We start from the raw sequence: 18,523 nt of genomic DNA, 5'->3' as shown, positions 1-18,523 counted from the left end.
GCTCATTCGACGACGAAGACCGGGATCTGTCGATCGGTCTTGGTCTGGTATTCGGCGTACGGCGGGTAGGCCTCGACCGCCAGCTTCCACCAGTGCTCCCGCTCGGCGCCCTCGATCTCGCGTGCGGTGCCGGTGGTCGCCGTGTCGCCGTCCTGCACGGTGACGGTGGGATTTGCCTTGACGTTCCAGTACCACGACGGGTGCTGCGGGTCGCCGCCCTTGGAGGCGACCATGGCGTACCGGCCGTTCTCCTCGACGCGCATCAACGGGACATAGCGCTTCTTGCCCGACTTCGCGCCTGTGGTGGTGAACAGGACGATCGGCCGGTCCAGTACTTGGACCCCGTCAGTGGTGCCCTGCTCCAGAATGCGTTCGGTCTGCTCGCGTACCCACTCGGTGGGGCTCAGTTCGGCGTTCTCACTCACGGGCGGCGCAACACCGGTGACGATGCGACTATTCCCGGGCCCTCGCGGTGGTAGAGAAGGATATGGCCGACGATCCGCTCGACGACCTTTATGCCGCGAAGCCCGACGCGTTCACCGCGCTGCGCAAGCAGCTGGCCGGCGACGCCCGCAAGAACGGCGATGCCGATGTGGCCAAACGTATCTCGGGCGCACGCAAGCCGACGACGGCGGCGTGGGTGGTCAACCAGCTCGCGATCGGCGACGACAGTGTCGTACAACGGCTGAAGGATCTCGGGGTGCGGCTGCGCGACGCGCACGCGGCAATGGACGGTGACCGGATCCGCGAACTGTCCACCGAACAGCGGCGCCTGGTCGACGATTTCACCCGTGCGGCGTTCGAGGAGGCCGGGCTCAAGCCCACCGGCGGGCTGCGCGACGACGTCACCGGCACGTTGCAGGCCGCGGTGGCCGACCCCGACGTCGCCGACCGTCTCGGCAGGCTGACGAAGGCCGAGACGTGGTCGGGTTTCGGCGAGTTCGGTGACACCGCGATCGTGTTCAGCCCGACCACGCGTCGGAAGCCGCCACCGAAACCCGAGAAGAAGGCCGAACCCGCGCCGCGCGACGACCGGGAGGCCGCGGCGCACAAGGAGCGTCAGCAGGCGAAGGCGGACCTGGCGGCCGCCGAGCACGCCAGGGCGCAGGCCGACGACGCGCTCGCCGAGCTGCAGTCCGATCTGGCCGCGGCGCGGCTGCGACACCAGGATGCGCAGCGGCGACTGCAGGAGGCCGAACGCGGGCTCGCTGCCGCCGAAGACGCCTACGACCAGGCCAAGCAGGCGAGCCGGGACGCGGCCGCGGCGGTGAAGGAGGCCAAGGCGCGGGTGCGGCGGATCACGTGACGGCGCGGCAGCTGATCTCCATGCTGTCGGTGTCGCGGGCCGGGAACGCCACGCTGACGTAACCGTTGGCCGCGTCGCGGACATAGTCGAGGTACGGCGCGAGTTCGGCCATCGAGGTGTTGTCCGCAACGACGAGCGCCCCCGGCGACAGCCGCGGCTGCAGCAGCTCCAGCACCGGCAGGTACAGCTCCTTCCAGCCGTCGAGCAGCACGAAATCCACTGGGCCGTCGAGGGATTGCAATGTCGCCAACGCGTCACCCTCGAGCACGGTGATCACCGTGTCGAGCCCGATCTCGGCGAAGGTACGGCTGGCGGCGGCGACCTTGGCGGCGCTCAACTCGGTGGTCACCACGCGCCCGGCGCCGTTGTCGCGCACCGCGGCGGCGAGGTGGATCGCGGAGATGCCGAGCGACATCCCGAACTCGACGACGGTCGCCGGCCTGGCGGCCCGGACCAATGAGTAGAGCAGCCGCCCCGCGTCGGGTGTCACCGGGAGGTAGAACTCGCTGAGCGCGTCGGCCCGTTCCTGCGCGGTGGCCGACGACAGGCGCGCGAAGTCCGCGCCGCGCTCACGCAGCGCGGCCATCTGGGCCTCGGCTTCGGCGTACATCCGGTCGAGCGCCGCGGCGACCCGGGGGTTCTGCAGAGTAGTACTCACGCCATCGAACCTAACCGTGTCAGGATGGCGTCAGGGCCATGGGCGCATCCGAGACGTCGACACGGCGCGTGATTGCGGTGATCACGCTCATGGCCCTTGCCGCAGTTTCGCTGCGGGGTTACCTCCCCGACGTCGAGCCGCCCGGCCCGCGCGAACCGCACCGCAGCAATCCGTTGGCGCTCGCCGCGGTGCTGGCACTGCTGTGCGCGGCGGTGGCGATCATCGGGTTGGCGGTCATCGCGCGGCTGCGAAGCCCGCGACCGGTTCGTGCGCCCGCGGGCAGCGTGGCGCGGGAGTCCGCGCCCGGGCGGCGGCCGTCGTGGCGGCTCGTCGTCGTCGCGCTGCTCACGGTGATCGGGTGGCTGCTCGCGGTGTCGCTGCTCAGCCGGCTGATCGACCCGGCCGAACCGCCGGCTCCGCCGGAGGCCACGACGGTCGACGAACCGGCGGCCGAGGACCCCGCCGAGGAAAGGCGTGCTGATCCGGCCGCCGACGACGAACCGCCCGGCAACGTCGTGAACTATCTGATCCCGCCGATGCTGGTGCTGATGGCGCTGATCGTCGTCGGCTCCGCGGTGGCATCGCGGCGCCGACCGCCCAGTCCGACGCCGGATGTGGCCGTCGACCGGACCGGCGCCCCACCGACTCCGCGCGCCCCGTCGCTGGCCAGGGCGGCCGAGATCGGTCTCGCCGAGATCGGCGACGTGACCCGCGAGCCCCGCGAGGCGATCATCGCGTGCTACGCGGCGATGGAGCGCGAACTGACCCGGGTGCCGGGCGCCGCACCGCAGGCCTGTGACACACCGACCGAGGTACTGGCCCGCGCCGTCGACAGCGGCGCGTTGCGCGCCGACAGCGCCACCGAACTGGTCCATCTGTTCGAAGAGGCGCGGTTCTCCCCGCATGTGATGACCGAATCCCATCGCGACGCCGCCGTGCAGGTGCTCAATCGGGTGCTGGCCGAACTTCCGCAGCGCGAAGCCGGAGCGGTCACATGAAGAGGACCGTCGCCGCCGGCTTCCTGCTCGTGCTCGGCGTCGAGCTGATGGCACTGGCCGCTCGTGACCGGCAAGTGGTGCTGATCGTCACGGGCGCGGCGCTGGCGGTGACTCTGCTCGGGCTGCGGTGGTATCTGACCCGCGAGACCGAACCCTCCGATGCGGCAACGTATTCCGATGATGCGGCCGAGTCGCTGGAGCGCTGGTTGGCCCGCACCGAGACGTTGATCAGCCGGGCGGAGTCGACGCGCCGGGACTGGGACCGGCACCTGCGGCCGATGCTCGCGCGCCAGTTCGAGTTGTCGACCGGACAGCGCCGGACCAAGGATCGGCACGCGTACCACGCAACGGGCTGCATGCTGTTCGGTGACCGGTTGTGGGAGTGGGTCAATCCGGAGAACGTCGCGAGAAGCGGTGTGGACCAACCCGGTCCGGGCCGGGCGGTGCTCGATGACATTCTGCGGCGATTGGAGCGGGTATGACGTCAAGCAAAGGGCTGCCCGCGGCGGCCGCGACCGCGAACTGCGACGCGGTGCTCGACGAGATCGGCCGGGTGGTGGTCGGCAAGCGCGGCGCGCTGGCGTTGATCCTCACCACCGTGCTGGCCGGCGGGCACGTGCTGATCGAGGACCTGCCGGGACTGGGCAAGACGCTGATCGCCCGCTCGTTCGCGGCCGCGCTCGGGCTGGAGTTCACGCGGGTGCAGTTCACGCCGGATCTGCTGCCGGCTGATCTGCTCGGCTCCACGGTGTACGACATGCAGTCCGGCCGTTTCGAATTCCGGGCAGGGCCGATCTTCACCAATCTGCTGCTGGCCGACGAGATCAACCGCACGCCACCGAAGACGCAGGCGGCACTGCTGGAGGCGATGGCCGAGAGCCAGGTCAGCATCGACGGCGCCACTCACCGGCTACCGGCGCCGTTCATCGTGCTGGCCACCGACAACCCGATCGAGTACGAGGGCACCTATCCGCTGCCCGAGGCCCAACTCGACCGCTTCACCATCCGGCTGGAACTGCGCTATCTATCCGAACACGAAGAGGCGGACATGCTGCGCAGGCGCATCGACCGCGGATCGGCGCGGCCCGAGGTCGCCCAGGTCGTCGACGCGCACGATCTGCTCGCGATGCGCGAAGCCGTCGAGCAGGTCACCGTGCACGACGACGTGCTGCGCTACGTGGTGTCCCTGGCCGCGGCCACCCGGCAGCATCCGCAGGTCGCGGTCGGCGCCAGCCCCCGCGCAGAACTCGACCTCGTCCAACTCGCGCGCGCCCGCGCCCTTTTGGTCGGGCGGGACTACGTGGTGCCCGAGGACGTGAAAACCCTTGCGATACCGGCCATCGCGCACCGGATCAGCCTGCGGCCCGAGATGTGGGTGCGCCGGGTGCAGGGCAGCGACGTGGTGGACGAACTGTTGCGCCGGCTACCGGTGCCGAGAACGTCGTCGTGATCGAAGCGCGCGCCACCGATGTCCAATTACATTGGCGGGCATCAGCTCTCGCTCGCGCCCTGCTGACCTGCGTCGGGGTTGCGCTGGCGGTCGCGGTGATCGGGTTGCGTTGGGAACTCGTGGTGTTCGCCGCTCCGCTGATCGGCGTGCTCTGCTCGGTCGGCTGGCAGCCGCCCGCGCCTGCGCTCCGGGTGCGAGGCGAACCCGGTACGCACCGGTGCTTCGAGGGCGAGCCGGCCCGGGTGACGGTCTGGACCGACACCGAGAACGCGGCTGTCGAACTCGAATTCGTCGACGGCATGGCGGTTCAGCAGAGGCAACGCGACGCCGACGGCAGGCACACCGTGACGGTGTCGGCGGACCGGTGGGGTCGGTACCCCGTGCGGGCTCGCGTCACGGTGCCGGCCCGCGGTGGTCTTGTCGAGGGCACCGGTGTCGCCGACGCCGCCGACGTCTATGTCTTCCCGCTGGCCCCGCCGCAGTCCACGGTCCTGCCGCGCACCGACCTGCTGGACCGGCTCGGCACACACCTGACCCGCTACGTGGGGCCCGGCGTCGAATACGCCGACGTGCGCCGCTACGTGCCGGGTGATCAGCTGCGGACGATCAACTGGCCGGTGAGCGCGCGGCGCGGCAGCCTGCACGTCACCGAGCGGTTGACCGACCGCGCGGCCGACGTCGTGGTGCTGGTCGACAACTACCATCAGCCCCCCGGCCCGGCGACGGAGGCCACCGAACGGACTGCGCGCGGCGCGGTGCAGGTGGTGCAGAGCGCGTTGCGCGGCGGCGACCGGGCCGGCGTCGTGGCGCTGGGTGACCGCCATCCGCGGTGGCTCAGCGCCGACATCGGGCGGCGGCAGTTCTACCGGGTGCTCGACGTGCTGCTCGGCGTCAGCGGCAGCTTCGAGACGACCTCCGGCACGCTGGCGCCGCGGGCGGCGGTGCCGCCGGGCGCGATCGTGATCGCGTTCTCGACGCTGCTGGACACCGAGTTCGCGCTGGCGCTGATCGACCTGAGGAAACGCGGCCACACGGTGGTGGCCGTCGACGTCCTGCAGGGCGCGCCGTTTCCCGGTGGATGCGATGACCTGGTGGCCCGGATGTGGGCGATGCAACGCTCGTTCATGTACCGCGACATGGGCACGATCGGGGTGGACGTGGTGGCCTGGCGGGAAGAGGACACCCTCGATCAGTCCCTGCAGCTGGTGCCCGACCACCGGAGGCAACGGTGAACCGCCTGCTGTCGACCGCCGCCGGGCTGGTGATGGTGGCGGCCGCGGCGCTGTCGGCCGACACGGCGGCGCTGTGGGTGTGCGCGGGCGCGGCGGCCGCGGTGGTGGCGGGCACCGTCGTGCGGGCGATGTCGACGGCCGCGGTGCTCCTGGTGGCTGTTGCCCTGGTGCTCGCCGGCGCTGCTGCGGCACCGGCCGCCGTGTGCGGGCTGACCGCCGCGGGCTACCTGGTGCTGCGCCACACCGCGGAGATCACCGCACCGACCGCGATGGCGATGGCCGGGTTCGCGCTCGCCGCGCTCGCGGCGGTGGCGATACCGCTGCGGTTGCCGTGGGCGCCGCTGGCCGCGCCGCTGGTGGTGCTCGCGGTGGTGGTGCTGGCCACCAGGCCGCTGTGGGCGGATCGGCTGCACGGCAGGCGGAACTGATGGATCCGGCCGCCCGGGGACCGATATCTTCTCAGTGTCGCTTGCCACCGGGTAAGCGAATTGCTCAGCGGGACGCTTACTTTCAGGAGGTCGACATGTCGAGCGAGGTGCGCAAGGCGGTCACCGGCGCGTCGATCGGAAACGCGGTCGAGTGGTTCGACTTCGCGATCTACGGGTTCCTGGCGACGTTCATCGCGGCGAAGTTCTTCCCCGCGGGCAACGACACCGCGGCGCTGCTCAACACGTTCGCGATCTTCGCCGCCGCGTTCTTCATGCGTCCCCTCGGCGGGTTCGTCTTCGGCCCGCTCGGCGACCGGCTCGGCAGGCAGCGGGTGCTGGCGCTGGTGATCCTGCTGATGTCCGCGGCCACGGTGCTCATCGGTCTGCTGCCGACGTACGCCACGATCGGCGTCGCGGCCCCGCTGCTGCTGCTGTTGCTGCGCTGCCTGCAGGGATTCTCGGCAGGCGGCGAATACGGCGGCGGCGCAGTCTATCTCGCCGAGTTCGCCGACGAACGGCGGCGCGGTCTGACCATCACGTTCATGGCATGGTCCGGCGTCGTGGGCTTCCTGCTCGGCTCGGTCACCGTGACGCTGCTGCAGGCGCTGCTGCCTGCGGCGGCGATGGACAGCTACGGCTGGCGGATCCCGTTCCTGATCGCCGGGCCGCTGGGGTTGGTCGGGCTCTACATCCGGTTGCGCCTCGACGACACTCCGCAGTTCGCCGAGTTGAGCAAGACCGAGCAGGTCGCCGAGTCACCGCTGCGTGAGGCGGTGACGACGTCGTGGCGACCCATCCTGCAGGTCATCGGCGTGTTCATCGTGTTCAACATCGGCTACTACGTGGTGTTCACGTTCCTGCCGAGCTACTTCATCAAGACGCTGCAGTTCTCCAAGACCGACGCGTTCGTGTCGATCACGCTGGCCAGCCTGGTCGCGCTGATCCTGATCCTGCCGCTGGCCGCGCTGTCGGATCGGGTGGGCCGCAAGCCGATGCTGATCGCCGGGTCGGTGGCGTTCATCGTGTTCGGCTATCCGCTGTTCCTGCTGCTGAACTCGGGTTCGGTGGTGGCCGCGATCGCGGCGCACTGCGCGCTGGCGGCCATCGAGTCGATCTACGTCTCGACGGCGGTGTCCGCCGGTGTCGAACTGTTCGCCACCCGTGTGCGCTACAGCGGCTTCTCCGTCGGCTACAACATCTGCGTCGCCGGCTTCGGCGGGACCACGCCCTACGTCGTCACCTGGCTGACCGCCACGACCGGCGACAACCTCGCGCCCGCCTGGTATCTCATCGCCGCCGCGGTGATCTCGATGGTGACGATCCTGACGCTCACCGAGTCCGCGCGCCGGCCGCTCGCGCAGACTCAGCGCCGCGAATCGGCGGCAGCGATACAGTGAACAGATGCCGCCGCAACCGGATCATCCGCCGCGGCCCCGACTGACCTCCCGCGGAGCCGCCACGCGCAACCGCATCGTGCTGGCCGCAGCCGAACTGATGCATGCCCAGGGTGTCGCGACCACCACGATCGACGATGTCCTCGCGGCCAGTGCGGCCAGCAAATCCCAGTTCTACCAACACTTTCAGGACAAGGCGGAGCTGGTCTACGAGGTCATCACGCAGCGTGCCGACGAGGTGCTGTCGTGGCAGCGGCTGCGGCTGGAGAAGGTGGACTCGTTCAAGGGGCTCTATCAGTGGCGCGACGCGATGGTGCAGCGCTGCACACTGCGGCGGGGCCTGTGGGGTTGCGAACTCGGTTCTCTCGCTGCGGAATTGTCCGACACCGACGACCGTGCGCGCGCATCGCTCTCCGAGCACTTCACCGAGTGGCACGGGTTGTTGGCCGGTGCCCTCGCGCGGATGCGGGACAACGGGGTGCTCCGCCCGGACGCTGAAATCAAAGCCCTGGCAACGGGATTACTCGCGGCGGTGGAAGGTGGTTACCTGCTGTCGCAGACCGGGCGTGACCCGCGGCTCATGCAGTCGGCGCTGAACATGGCGATCGGCCACGTGGCATCATTCGCGGCCGTCGGCGCGCCAGTGCACTGACGCGCCGACGGCGCTGGATCGAACGGGAAAAGACCCGTCAGTTGTCGCCGGGAACGGCGGTCGGCGCGGGCGGCGCGATGACCGTCGGCGAGAACGGGTTCGGATCGTTGGGATTGATCCGCGGCGCCTTGTCCGTCGGCTCCACCGCGGCGCTCGTGGTCGTGGTGGTGGTGGTCGTCGTGGTGGTCTCCTCCGGCGCCTGCTCCTCGGTGGAGCACGACGCGGTGAACAGCACCATCGCGAGAGCGGCAGTGCCGCCGGCCAGGGCCGCGATCCGGCGACCCGAGTGCAGTGACTTCATCATGTGTCCTAACTGTAGTTGGACTGAACTATATCGTCCAAGATCAACGCACGTCAACGACGTAAAGCGCTGGATATCGGGAATAACTGGACGAGATAGTCCAAAGCAGTTCGGGATGGCGGCGAACTCCGACCGAGTCGTCAGGTGCCTGACAGCTCGGCGGCTTAACGTCTGGTGCTCATGACGAGGTGCGCAAAGTTCGCCGCGGCCGGTATGACGGCGCTGTCGATCGCGGTGCTGGCCGGTGCGGGGATCGCCAACGCCGACGCATACGCGGGGGAAACCTACGGCGACGCGGCGGGCAAGCTGAGTGAGGCGGGCAAGAAGGCCGTCGTCTCGTCGCGGGCCGGCGACACCCTGCCGCGGGACAAGTGCGTCGTCACCCACTCCGAGTCGGCGCCGTGGCTCAAGGGCGACGCCTTCACCCCGGTGACCGACACCGTGCTGCTCGACATCAACTGCAACGCCACCGTGGCCACCGCGAAAGACCCCGGTAACTCGGCCGCCAGCCCGCAGGGCAGGCAGGCGATCAAGGAAGCGAACGCGAAGAAGAAACAAAGCTAGTGTGACGCTATGAAGCTTCGCGTGACGCCCTACGTCACGGTCGAGATCGACGATCGCCTGCGCCGGCGGGTCCGCGCCGCCGGCGAGCGGCTGGGCCTCAACGTCCGCGCCTACCTGCTGAGCGCCGCCGACGATGTGGACGCCGCCAGCGGTAAGGTCCGCGGGCTGTGCGACCGGGCGGTCAACCGCGTCGACACCGTGGTGGCCACCGTCAACGACCGGATCGCTCCGGACGAACCGGCACCGCCGCGCCTGCGGGTGGTCAACGGACGCGAGGCCAGCTAGGGCTAGCCGGTACGGGCGGTGCGGCCGCCGACCAGGAACGAGCCCGCGAGCAGCACCACCCCGACGATCGCCACGGGAATCGTCCAGGTGCGACGGTCGGAGACCGCGGCCTGGCACTGCGCGACGTAGTCGGTGTGCGGAACGACCTCGTTGAGGATCGGCAGGTTCACCGGGTTGCTGCTGTCGGCCTGGCTCGCGGCGGAGTCATCGGCCGCGACCGCGTTGCCGCACCCGATCTTCTGATTGTCGGGCCCGGGGATCGACACGGGCATCAGCAGACCAATCACGCCGACGAGCAACACGATCGCACCCGCCAGCAACACCAACCGTCGCAAATTCATGATCGGGTTGATGCCCGGTCGGGCGGACCGTCAAACCTGCGGTGCCGACGCGGCCGCTTTCGCGGCGACGCGGCGGATGTGTTCTGCTTGTGCGGTGATGCTGGGCCCAGTCGGACAGGAACGGGAGGCGTCGGTGGGCGCACAGTGGTAACCCAGGGCCTGGTTGTTTTTCTCGCCTTGCTGGCCGCCCTCTTCCTGGCCATCGGCATCGTCGTCCGGCAGCGCGCCACGATGCACGTTCCGCCCGAGCACGGTGTCAGCGGTGTGATGGTGATGACGCTGCTGCGCACGCCGCTGTGGTGGGCGGGCACCGGTGCGGCCGTGGCCGGCTACGTCTTCCAGGCGCTCGCACTGGCCGAGGGGTCGCTGCTGCTGGTGCAGCCGATCCTGGTGTCGGCGCTGCTGTTCGCGCTGCCGTTGAGCGCGCGGCTGGCCAACCGCCGGGTCACCCGCGGCGAGTGGTTGTGGGCGCTGGTCCTCACCGCGGCGCTCGCGGTGTTCGTGGTCCTCGCCAAGACGCGGCCTGGTGACTACGAGGCCTCCGCGCCGACGTCCGCCGCGGTCGCCGTCGTCTGCGCGGCGGCGGTGCTGGCGTGCGTGGTGATCGCGGTGCGCAGTAACGGGTGGAAACGTGCGGTGATCCTCGCGGTCGCGGTGGGACTGCTGTTCGGCGTCGTCGCGGTGCTCACCAAGATCGTGATGCACATGCTGACCAACGACGGGCTGGGCGCGGTGGTGACCGCGCCGGTGCTGTACCTGCTGGTGGTGCTCGGCGTGGTCGCGGTGTTCCTGCAGCAGTCGGCGTTCCACGCGGGGTCGTTGCAGACCTCGGTGCCGACGATGCTGGTGCTCGAACCGGTGATCGCGGTCGTGCTCGGCGCCGTGGTGCTGGGCGAACACCTCACCGTCAACGGGATCAAGGCCGCGGCGATCGCAGTCGCGGTGGCCGCCATGACCTCGGCCACCATCGCGCTCGGCCGCGACGAGGGCGCGCTCGAAGAGCAACTGGAGGCGGCCGCAAAGCAGCCGTCTTGACCGTCAGGCGGGCCGGTCCTTGGACATCGCCGACCACAGCAGCCGGGCGGCGTTACGCGCCGGCTCGTTCGGGGCGATCGGTTCGGCCACCCCGGGCTGCTCGGCGGGCACGCCGCTGACGTGTTCGATCAACGCCACCGCCAGCTCGCGCAGCTTGACGTTGAACTCCTGGCTGGCGCGGCGCAGCACGCTCCACGCCTGTTCGGCGTCGCACCCGATCAACCCCATCAACACGCCCTTGGCCTGCTCGATGGCGCCGCGCGACTGCAGCGCGGTCAGCAGGTCCTCGAACGCGGCCTCGTTCTGCGCGGCGGTGGTCACCAGCGCGGCCGACACCAGTTGCTCGTAGGCGATCAGCGAGGCGACGGTGGCCGCCGTGCCCGGTTCGCTCAGCGTGCACGACAGCATGAGCGCGGCGTCGGTGCGCCAGAAGCCCGACACCGCCGCCACCCCGCAGACCCGGGGCAGCTCCGCGACGATCCTGGGCGCTTGTGCGGCCGCCGCGTCGGCGCTCAGGTCGGGCCACCGTTCATCAGTCCACAGGTCGACGCTGAGCACCGGCACCTGATAGGTCAACGCATCCGACACCGGCCCGCCGAGGCCCGACAGCTGCATCGCCACCATGTCGGCCTCGATGCCCAGCGCCGCCAGCGCTGCCGGTGTCTCGGCGCGCTTGTCCTGCACCGTGACCGCGACGCCGAGCGCGTTCGGCAATTCGGCGCGCAACCGTTCCAGCACGCGATGCAGCAGCGTGATGAGTTCGGGGTGTTGGCGGGGCTGAAAGTCCGGAGCCGGCACGACGATCCGTTCAGTCCACGACTCTGACCGACGCGACCTTGTCGAGGCCGGAGATCCGCAGCAGCGTGGTGATCGAGCCGCGGGCGGGCACGACGAGTTCGAGCTTCGCGTTCGCCGCCGCGGAGAACAACTCCCGCAATGCCGCGCTGTCGCAATAGGTCACCGCGGTGAGGTCGACGGTGATCACCTCGTGCGCCTCGGCCGCCTGTGACAGCACCGCGGCGAACTGATCGACGTTCGCCAGGTCGATCTCACCGGACGCGGTCACGGTCGGGGATGACTCAGCGCCTCCGGCACTGAACCGGAACTGGTTGCCGCTCATGACTTTCAGACCCCCACCGTCAACGGCTCGTGACGCGCAGAGTCGGTCACAGCGCCTCCCCGATGAACTAGAGGCGCCACCGCCTCAGTGCATGCCAAACAACCCGCATCGCTGCCTCTCCTCGACAGACGGTCCTTGCTGGTGATTGTCATATCACGCGCAAGGTGTCGAGAGGAGCAGGGCGCCGTCAATTCACGTTCTCCGGTAATTGAAACGTCATATCGACCGTCGTGCCCGCCGGGGTGCCGTCCAGGTCGACCTGATCGCTGACCGCCCGCATCAACAGCAGCCCCCGCCCGCGGGTCCCGGGGTCGGCGGGCGGGATCTTCCACGACCCGAAGTCGGTGACCCGCACCCGGATCGAGTCACCCTGCCGCTCGGCGAGCACGTGCATCCGGCCGGGGTCGCGTCCGCGGTAGGCGTGTTCGACGCTGTTGGAGCAGGCCTCGTTGACCACGAGCACCAGGTCGGACGCGGCCGGATCGACGACACCGTTGTCCAAGAGCCAGTCGGTCAGGCGGTGGCGGATCTCGGTCAGCTCCGGGGCGGTCGCGGCGGCGTCGATGATCAGCGGCGCGTGATCGAACCGGTACAGCACGAGCGCGACGTCGTCGTCGTAGCCGTGGTCGGGGGCGAGCTTGCCGAGCACCGTGTCGGCCACCTCCTCGACCGGTAGCGCCCTCGACTCGGCCACCACCGCGGCCACCCGGTCGATCTGTGTGTCGATCGGCTCGTCGCGCCGCTCGACCAGGCCGTCGGTATAGAGCATCAGCGTCACCCCGGGCGCCAGGGGATGCGACGCCTGCGGACGCGGTTCACTGCGCCCCACGCCCAGCGGCACCGAGCACGCCTCGTCCAACAGCGCACGCACACCGTCGTCGCCCAGCAGGATCGGCGGCACGTGGCCCGCGCTGCTGTACTCGACGGTGCCCTTCTCGGTGTCCACGATCGCGACGAACACCGTCGTGCAGAACGCGTCGGGGATGAGCTCGGCGACCGAGTCGAGGTGTTCGAGCAGGGCCGCCGGCCCGGCGCCGGTCAACAGCAGGGCGCGGGTCGATGCCCGCAGCTGCCCCATCACCGCCGCGGCCGCCAGACCGCGTCCGACGCAGTCGCCCACGACGACGCCGATGCGGTGCTCGGCGACCGGCAGCACGTCGTAGAAGTCGCCGCCGATCTCGAGCGGATGCACCGCGGGTTCGTAGCGCACGGCGAAACCGGCGGGCAGGTCGATCGGCGCGAGCAGCGAGCGCTGCAGCGTCAGCGACGTGTCGCGGGCGTTCTCGAACTGCCGGACATGTTGCATCGCGCTGCCGAGGTGGCCGACCAGCGCGGTGATCAGGTGCCGGTCCTCGTCGCTGACGACGCGCGGAACGCGGTGCTCGAGGCACACCACGACGTCGCGCGCGCCGGACAGCACGGTCACGAACCCGCGGGTGGTGCCTGCGCTCGGCGCCGCGCCGACCGGCGTCACGGTCAGCGGAATCCAGGACCGGGCGTCGTCGAGGGTGCGGCGCCAGTCGTCGTCGAGCTCGTCCCAACTCGCGACGGCGGGCTCACCCGCCACATGCACGGCGGGCCCCTCACCGGGGGTCTTGGGCCAGATCACCGCCATCAGCCGCTGCGCGTCCAGGGACTCGCGGCACTGCTCGAGCGTGATGTTCAGCACCTCGTCGACGCTCTTGGCGACACTGACCGCGGTCGCGAGCCGTGCGACCGCGCGGTCGCGTGCGGTGGTCGCGCGCGCGGAGGTGACGTCGCGGATGGTGCCCACGTAGAGGCCCCCCGAATGGTCCCCGCCCGTCTGCTGACCGGTGACGGCGTTGATGCTGACCGCCACCCACCGCCGCCGTCCGTCACGGTGCCGGATCTCGATTTCGCCGGTCAGCCGACCGTCGCGCAGCAGCGCGTCCCTGCGGCCTTCGGCGGCCGCCTCGTCGCCCACCCACGGGTGCGGCATCGGGTACGGCAGATCGGCCTGGCCGTAGCCGGTGATCTCGGCGAACGCATCGTTGATCTCGATCACGGCGCCGCTGCCGTCGACGACGAAGAACCCCTCCTGCAGTGAATTGACCAATGCCCCACGGAACTCGTCGCGGTCGGCCAGCCGCTCGGCTCGCGCCCGCTCCCGTTCGTATTGGTGGTACAGGTCTGCGGGCTCGGTCATCCTCGGGTCATCCGCCGGTAGTCACGCTCGAATCAGCATGCGCACAAGTGTCCTCACGACCTTAGCCTGCGACTCCGGCATGATCCTGTGAAGCGTTGATTCGTCGTCGAGCGCCACGTATTAAGCTCGGCGCATTGCCGCCGTGAGGGCGGCGTTGACCGGAGGACCACGTTGTCTCGTAATGATCCGATCACGACCTCGGTGTCCCAAGAGGGGAGCATCGCCGTGCTGACGGTCGGTGGCGATGTCGACCTCGCCACCGTGCCGGCGTTCCAAGCGGGTATCACCGAGGCGTTGACGCAGGAACCGACGGCACTCGTCGTCGACCTGACGGCGGTGGACTTCCTGGCCTCCGCGGGACTGCAGGCGCTGGTGGCCACCCACGAGAGCGTCAGCAAGTCCGCCCGTTTCGCGGTCGTGGCCGACGGTCCCGCGACCAGCAGGCCGATCCAGCTGACCGGGCTCGATCAGGTCTTCTCGCTGTTCCCGACGCTGGCCGAGGCCCTCGCCGCGCTGCAGGGCGGGTCCTGACGTCCCGGTGCCCCTTTGCGCTTAACCGAGCGCTGGCCTGCGCGTTCGGTTAGAGTTTCGACGCCGGGCTGATCTTGACGGACCTGGCACAGGTCGGGACAGATAGGACTGCATATGAGGTCAGCTCAGTTGGGCCGCCGCATCGGAGTGCTCGCCGGCGGGACGGCCGCAGTGGCGATGGTGATGTTCACAGCGTCGTGCTCCAGCGAGGAGTCGGCGCCGGAGGAGACGACCACAACCACCACGACGACGACCACCACCACGACGGCGCCGGTGGAGCCGACGGAGAAAGCGCCGCGCATCAACCCCAACGATCCGAACCCGTTCTCGCCGACCGTCATCGCGCCGCCCGCGCCGACGGCCATCCCCGGCGACAACTGACCCCATCCGAATCGGACGTACGCTGGCGTCCGTGAGTGCGCGGCATGTGGGCGTGCTGGCGCTGATCGCCGCGGGCGTATGGGTGCTCGTCTCAGATCTGCGTCCCGTTCCCCCGCGCGACGGGGGCGGCCTGATCGCGGGGCCGTACTCCTACCTGCTGGCGGACTCGACGGACCTCGGGCCCTCGCGCAACGCCGACGTCCAGGTGACGATGGCCCTGCGGGACCGCCGCCGCCCGGTCACCCTCTACGACTGGGCCGGCGGCCGGCACCTTGAGGTGCGGTGGCGCGCGGGTCAGGACTGGGCGGTCGTCGAGGGCGCGGCGCAGCAGGTCGCCGACGCGTTCGACGTCGAGGTGCACGACTACCGCGGCCGGCGCGGCCAGGTTTTCTACGCATCCCCGCAGCAACCGCAGATCCCCGCCGGACTGAGCGACGAGGTCCGCGAACTCGGCCGCATCCTGGGCTATCTGCCGCATCACACGTCGCACATCTGGACGCTGCCGCTGGACGTGCCGGACAAGGGCCTGACCCCCGGCAACCTCCTCAACACCTACAACATCGCGCCGCTGACAGCCGCCGGGTACACGGGCAAGGGCACGACGATCGTGTTCTTCGCGTTCGACGGCTTCGCCCAGGCCGACCTCGACACCTTCGCCGACACCTACGGGCTGCCGCGGTTCGCACCCGAGATCGTCGGCGGTGAACTCGACGAACCACGCGGCGAGACCACCATGGATCTGCAGGTCGCGCACGCCGTCGCCCCCGACGCGCGCAAGGTCGTGGTGAGCGCCCAGCCGACGGTGACCGGCGACGGCGCCTTCGAGAAGATCGGCCAGATGTTCGAGGAGACCGACCGGCGGTTTCCCGGTGCGGTGTGGAGCTTTTCGATCGGCTGGGGCTGCGACAAGCTGATCACCGCCGCCGACCTCGCGCCGGTGCGGGCCGCGCTCGCGGCGGCGCAGGCGCGGGGTACGACCGCGTTCAACGCCAGCGGCGACCTCGCCGGGCTGGAGTGCAAGGGCGGTGACGACTGGTCATCGCCGCCCGGCGACAACGACATCGGGCTGGACTCGATCGCATCGCTGCCGGAGATGACCGACGTCGGCGGCACCACGCTGTCCACCGACAACCAGGGCCGCTGGCTGTCCGAGCAGGCCTGGTTCGACGTGCCGCTGACGGTCGGGACCGGAGGCGGGGTGTCCTCCTTGTTCGAGCGGCCGCCGTGGCAGCGCGCGGTGCTGCGTGACCGCGACACCGACCGGCGGCTGACCCCGGACGTCGCCGCGGTCGCCGACCCGTTCACCGGGGTGCGGATCGTGTTCCAGCAGACCCCGCTGGTCGGCGGCGGCACGTCGCAGTCGGCGCCGATCTGGGCCGGCATCGCAGCGGTGATGAACCAGTACCTGCTCGCCAACGGCGGCCGCCTGATCGGTGCGCTCAACCCGCTGCTCTACCGCATGGCGCAGGGCGCAGCGCTGCCCGCGTTCCGCGACGTCACGTTGGGCGGCAACGTCGTCGCCGACGCCGCGCCGGGCTACGACCTGGTCACCGGACTGGGCACCCCGGACGTCGACAACCTCGTCCGCAACCTGCTGACACTGCAGAGGGCATCGACATGAGCATCGAAGACAACGACGGCGTACCGACCACCGAATGCCGGATCTGCAAGACCGACGTCCCCGCCGGCGAGTACTGCGGTTTGTGCGGGTGTCACCTGACGCCGCGCAAGCGGGAAGGCCCGGACTGGTTGCGGGCCCGCGACTTCGGGGCCGCGCCCAACGAACACCTGCTGCAGCTCTCGGTGGCCAGCTCACTGTTCCCGCATCTGCCGCAGCGGTCCCGCACGGCGTTCCGGATCGGGCTGGTGGTGCTGCTCGCCGCGCTGGTCGCGTTCACCCTGCTGCGGCTGCCCGCCGCGCTGGTGACGGTGGCCGCGTTGGGGTTGCCGTTGCTGTACCTGATCTACCTGCGCGAGTCAGACGCGTTCCGCGACTTCCCGATTCGCACGATCGCGCTGACGATGGGACTGGGCATCGGACTCGGTGTCGGCTGGGTGCTGCTGACCGGCGCGATGGTCGCGCGTTCGTACGGTGTCGGGCTCGGCACGGGGATCGTCGGTGCGCGGATGCTGCGCGACGGCATCGGTATCCCGCTCGGCGGAGTCGTGCTCATGCTGCTGCCCGCCGTGATCGTGCGGGTGTGGCGACCGCCGTCGCGGGAAGCGCTGGACGGGTTCATGGTCGGCGCGCTGGGGGCGCTGACGTTCACCGCCGCGGCGACGCTGACCCGGTTGTGGCCGCAGTTCGGCACCGGGGTGGTCAGCAGGCGGCCGATGGAGAGCCTGCTGGTGGAGGCGGGCATCCGCGGTGTGGCGGTGCCCCTGACCGCTGCGGCGGCCGGCGGATTGATCGGCGCCGCACTGTGGTTCACGCGCCCGCCGAGTAAACGCGACCAGCACCCCGGCGTGGTCCGCGCGGTGCTCGTCGGCTTTGCGGTCGCTGTGCTGGTGGTCTACCTGGGTCTCGGCCTGATCGACGTGTCGCACTTCCCGCAGGTGCTGATGCTGATGCTGTATCTGCTGCTGGCGGTAATCGCGTTGTTCCTGTTGCGGCTCGGGCTGCACCTGGCGCTGCTGCACGAGGCCCACGACGAGATCCGCTCCGACGAACCGCTGCTGTGCCCGCACTGCGGCCACGTCGTGCCCGATATGGCGTTCTGCCCGGCGTGCGGGGTGGCGACGCGCGCGTCATCGCGGTCGTCGCGCCGGTCGCGGCGTGAGGCGCGCCCGGTGCGCGGCCCGAGACCGGACAGCTGATGAGCGCCCCGACGACGGATTTCTTTCCCGGCTACGTGGTCCCGGCCGGCGACTACGCCGCCCCGCCGCCGCCTCGCACGTCGCGCACGCGGTTGGTGTTGACCTGGGTGCTGGCCATCGGCCTGGTCGCGGGTGCGCTCGTCTGGATGTCGTCGATGATCGCCAAACCGCCCGCGCGCTACATCTGCCCGCCGGACTGCGGGCGCCCGCCCACCGGCACACCGGTCGAGATCAACCCGCGCTTCACCGCGGCCGACGGCGCGTTCTCGGTGGCGCACCCGGCCCCGAGTTCGGCGTACCGGATCACCACCAAACCCAACGGCGTGACCGCGGAGTTCCTCGCCGGCGACGGCGGCACCCTGCAGCTGTTCAGTGAGCCCGCCGCGGGCCGCTCCCCGCGCGACATCGCGAAGTCGTTGGTGGACAGCACTTTTCCTGACACCCGCACCGCCTACGAGATACCCAACGCGATGGTGGGCTACCAGTCCGGCTACGGCGAGGTCGCCGACTGCTGGCCGCAGGGCGCCAACAGCAGCTATCTGCGGATGCGGGTGATCGTGATGGTCGCGGTCAAGGATGACCTGGCTCTGGTCGCCGCCGCCGTCGGGCCCTATCACCAGTTCGGACCCGACTTCGGGTTCGGCAAGCCGTCCGGCGCCAACCTCCAGATCGCTCTGGACATGGGCAAATACGTCAACAGCTTCGCCTGGCGCGGCGACACACCGCGCTGACTCAGAGCACGCCGTTGAACAGCCAGAGCCAGACGGCCACCAGCATCGTGACCGCCAGCGCTCCGGTCGTGACGAGATGAGCGAGCAGATGTGTCCGGGTCGTTCATGCGCGCCGACGGTAGGCAGCCGGGC

Annotated in this window: 23 protein-coding genes; 16 read left to right on the top strand and 7 right to left on the bottom strand. The window is 70.0% G+C overall.

All coding sequences use genetic code 11. From position 1 onward, the window contains the following. Positions 1-2: 2 nt before the first annotated feature. Positions 3-425, bottom strand: a complete 423-nt coding sequence (locus BLW81_RS04835) for a nitroreductase family deazaflavin-dependent oxidoreductase (protein ID WP_083406226.1) — start codon at positions 423-425, stop codon at positions 3-5. Between the two features lie 62 nt (positions 426-487). Here BLW81_RS04835 and BLW81_RS04830 point away from each other — a divergent pair, with 62 nt between their 5' ends. After that, on the top strand, positions 488-1,306 hold the full coding sequence (locus BLW81_RS04830) for a hypothetical protein (RefSeq protein WP_083406225.1): 819 nt from the start codon (positions 488-490) through the stop codon (positions 1,304-1,306). Here BLW81_RS04830 and BLW81_RS04825 read toward each other — a convergent pair. Further along, positions 1,299-1,964 (bottom strand): O-methyltransferase, encoded by a 666-nt coding sequence (locus BLW81_RS04825; RefSeq protein WP_083406224.1) that lies wholly within the window; start codon positions 1,962-1,964, stop codon positions 1,299-1,301. The genes BLW81_RS04830 and BLW81_RS04825 overlap by 8 nt on opposite strands. A gap of 38 nt (positions 1,965-2,002) precedes the next feature. Between BLW81_RS04825 and BLW81_RS04820 the strand changes: the two genes are divergently transcribed. The 7 genes from BLW81_RS04820 to BLW81_RS04790 all read left to right on the top strand — a co-directional run bounded on the left by BLW81_RS04820 (position 2,003) and on the right by BLW81_RS04790 (position 8,118). Then, complete coding sequence (locus BLW81_RS04820) at positions 2,003-2,962, top strand: DUF4129 domain-containing protein (protein WP_083406223.1); 960 nt, start codon at positions 2,003-2,005, stop codon at positions 2,960-2,962. After that, the gene (locus tag BLW81_RS04815) at positions 2,959-3,444 is read left to right on the top strand and encodes a hypothetical protein (protein WP_083406222.1); all 486 of its coding nucleotides are present in this window, start codon (positions 2,959-2,961) and stop codon (positions 3,442-3,444) included. Before BLW81_RS04820 ends, BLW81_RS04815 begins: the two co-directional genes overlap by 4 nt. Beyond that, on the top strand, positions 3,441-4,412 hold the full coding sequence (locus BLW81_RS04810) for an AAA family ATPase (RefSeq protein WP_083406221.1): 972 nt from the start codon (positions 3,441-3,443) through the stop codon (positions 4,410-4,412). The genes BLW81_RS04815 and BLW81_RS04810 overlap by 4 nt, the downstream gene beginning before the upstream one ends. After that, positions 4,409-5,644: a DUF58 domain-containing protein gene (locus BLW81_RS04805; RefSeq protein ID WP_083406220.1), complete on the top strand. Its 1,236-nt coding sequence runs from the start codon at positions 4,409-4,411 to the stop codon at positions 5,642-5,644. The genes BLW81_RS04810 and BLW81_RS04805 overlap by 4 nt, the downstream gene beginning before the upstream one ends. Beyond that, on the top strand, positions 5,641-6,072 hold the full coding sequence (locus BLW81_RS04800) for a hypothetical protein (RefSeq protein WP_235632177.1): 432 nt from the start codon (positions 5,641-5,643) through the stop codon (positions 6,070-6,072). Before BLW81_RS04805 ends, BLW81_RS04800 begins: the two co-directional genes overlap by 4 nt. A gap of 95 nt (positions 6,073-6,167) precedes the next feature. Further along, positions 6,168-7,469: an MFS transporter gene (locus BLW81_RS04795; protein ID WP_083406219.1), complete on the top strand. Its 1,302-nt coding sequence runs from the start codon at positions 6,168-6,170 to the stop codon at positions 7,467-7,469. A gap of 4 nt (positions 7,470-7,473) precedes the next feature. Next, positions 7,474-8,118 (top strand): TetR/AcrR family transcriptional regulator, encoded by a 645-nt coding sequence (locus BLW81_RS04790; protein WP_083406218.1) that lies wholly within the window; start codon positions 7,474-7,476, stop codon positions 8,116-8,118. A gap of 37 nt (positions 8,119-8,155) precedes the next feature. Here the strand turns inward: BLW81_RS04790 and BLW81_RS04785 are convergent, their stop codons facing one another. Next, entirely contained in the window at positions 8,156-8,419 is a 264-nt protein-coding gene (locus BLW81_RS04785) for a hypothetical protein (protein ID WP_083410332.1), read from the bottom strand. 180 nt (positions 8,420-8,599) lie between these two features. Between BLW81_RS04785 and BLW81_RS04780 the strand changes: the two genes are divergently transcribed. After that, positions 8,600-8,983, top strand: a complete 384-nt coding sequence (locus BLW81_RS04780) for a hypothetical protein (protein ID WP_083410331.1) — start codon at positions 8,600-8,602, stop codon at positions 8,981-8,983. A 9-nt stretch (positions 8,984-8,992) separates the two neighbouring features. Continuing rightward, complete coding sequence (locus tag BLW81_RS04775) at positions 8,993-9,268, top strand: hypothetical protein (protein ID WP_083406217.1); 276 nt, start codon at positions 8,993-8,995, stop codon at positions 9,266-9,268. Between the two features lie 2 nt (positions 9,269-9,270). On the opposite strand, the gene BLW81_RS04770 is transcribed toward BLW81_RS04775, so the two are convergent. Further along, positions 9,271-9,609 (bottom strand): aminopeptidase, encoded by a 339-nt coding sequence (locus tag BLW81_RS04770; protein ID WP_083406216.1) that lies wholly within the window; start codon positions 9,607-9,609, stop codon positions 9,271-9,273. Positions 9,610-9,753: 144 nt separating this feature from the next. Here BLW81_RS04770 and BLW81_RS04765 point away from each other — a divergent pair, with 144 nt between their 5' ends. After that, positions 9,754-10,644, top strand: a complete 891-nt coding sequence (locus BLW81_RS04765; protein WP_197680353.1) for a DMT family transporter — start codon at positions 9,754-9,756, stop codon at positions 10,642-10,644. Between the two features lie 3 nt (positions 10,645-10,647). Here the strand turns inward: BLW81_RS04765 and BLW81_RS04760 are convergent, their stop codons facing one another. The 3 genes from BLW81_RS04760 to BLW81_RS04750 form a co-directional block, all read right to left on the bottom strand. After that, a complete protein-coding gene (locus BLW81_RS04760) occupies positions 10,648-11,442 on the bottom strand; it encodes an ANTAR domain-containing protein (RefSeq protein WP_083406215.1) in 795 nt (264 codons plus the stop codon). A 10-nt stretch (positions 11,443-11,452) separates the two neighbouring features. Continuing rightward, positions 11,453-11,764 (bottom strand): STAS domain-containing protein, encoded by a 312-nt coding sequence (locus tag BLW81_RS04755; protein ID WP_083406214.1) that lies wholly within the window; start codon positions 11,762-11,764, stop codon positions 11,453-11,455. 187 nt (positions 11,765-11,951) lie between these two features. Continuing rightward, positions 11,952-13,931, bottom strand: coding sequence for a SpoIIE family protein phosphatase (locus BLW81_RS04750; protein ID WP_083406213.1), 1,980 nt, complete (start codon positions 13,929-13,931; stop codon positions 11,952-11,954). Positions 13,932-14,132: 201 nt separating this feature from the next. Here BLW81_RS04750 and BLW81_RS04745 point away from each other — a divergent pair, with 201 nt between their 5' ends. The 5 genes from BLW81_RS04745 (at position 14,133) to BLW81_RS04725 (ending at position 18,391) form a co-directional block, all read left to right on the top strand. Continuing rightward, entirely contained in the window at positions 14,133-14,462 is a 330-nt protein-coding gene (locus tag BLW81_RS04745; RefSeq protein ID WP_235632176.1) for an STAS domain-containing protein, read from the top strand. A gap of 114 nt (positions 14,463-14,576) precedes the next feature. Continuing rightward, positions 14,577-14,843: a hypothetical protein gene (locus BLW81_RS04740; RefSeq protein WP_083406212.1), complete on the top strand. Its 267-nt coding sequence runs from the start codon at positions 14,577-14,579 to the stop codon at positions 14,841-14,843. Positions 14,844-14,874: 31 nt separating this feature from the next. Beyond that, positions 14,875-16,464, top strand: coding sequence for a S53 family peptidase (locus BLW81_RS04735; protein WP_157897589.1), 1,590 nt, complete (start codon positions 14,875-14,877; stop codon positions 16,462-16,464). Beyond that, complete coding sequence (locus BLW81_RS04730; RefSeq protein ID WP_083406210.1) at positions 16,461-17,660, top strand: hypothetical protein; 1,200 nt, start codon at positions 16,461-16,463, stop codon at positions 17,658-17,660. Before BLW81_RS04735 ends, BLW81_RS04730 begins: the two co-directional genes overlap by 4 nt. Beyond that, a complete protein-coding gene (locus BLW81_RS04725; RefSeq protein WP_083406209.1) occupies positions 17,660-18,391 on the top strand; it encodes a hypothetical protein in 732 nt (243 codons plus the stop codon). The genes BLW81_RS04730 and BLW81_RS04725 overlap by 1 nt, the downstream gene beginning before the upstream one ends. Positions 18,392-18,523 lie beyond the last annotated feature (132 nt).

The organism is Mycolicibacterium rutilum (genome assembly GCF_900108565.1).
Taxonomy (GTDB): domain Bacteria; phylum Actinomycetota; class Actinomycetes; order Mycobacteriales; family Mycobacteriaceae; genus Mycobacterium; species Mycobacterium rutilum.
The sequence above is the reverse complement of the archived record's forward strand: the minus strand, read 5'-3'. Positions and strand labels throughout refer to the sequence as shown.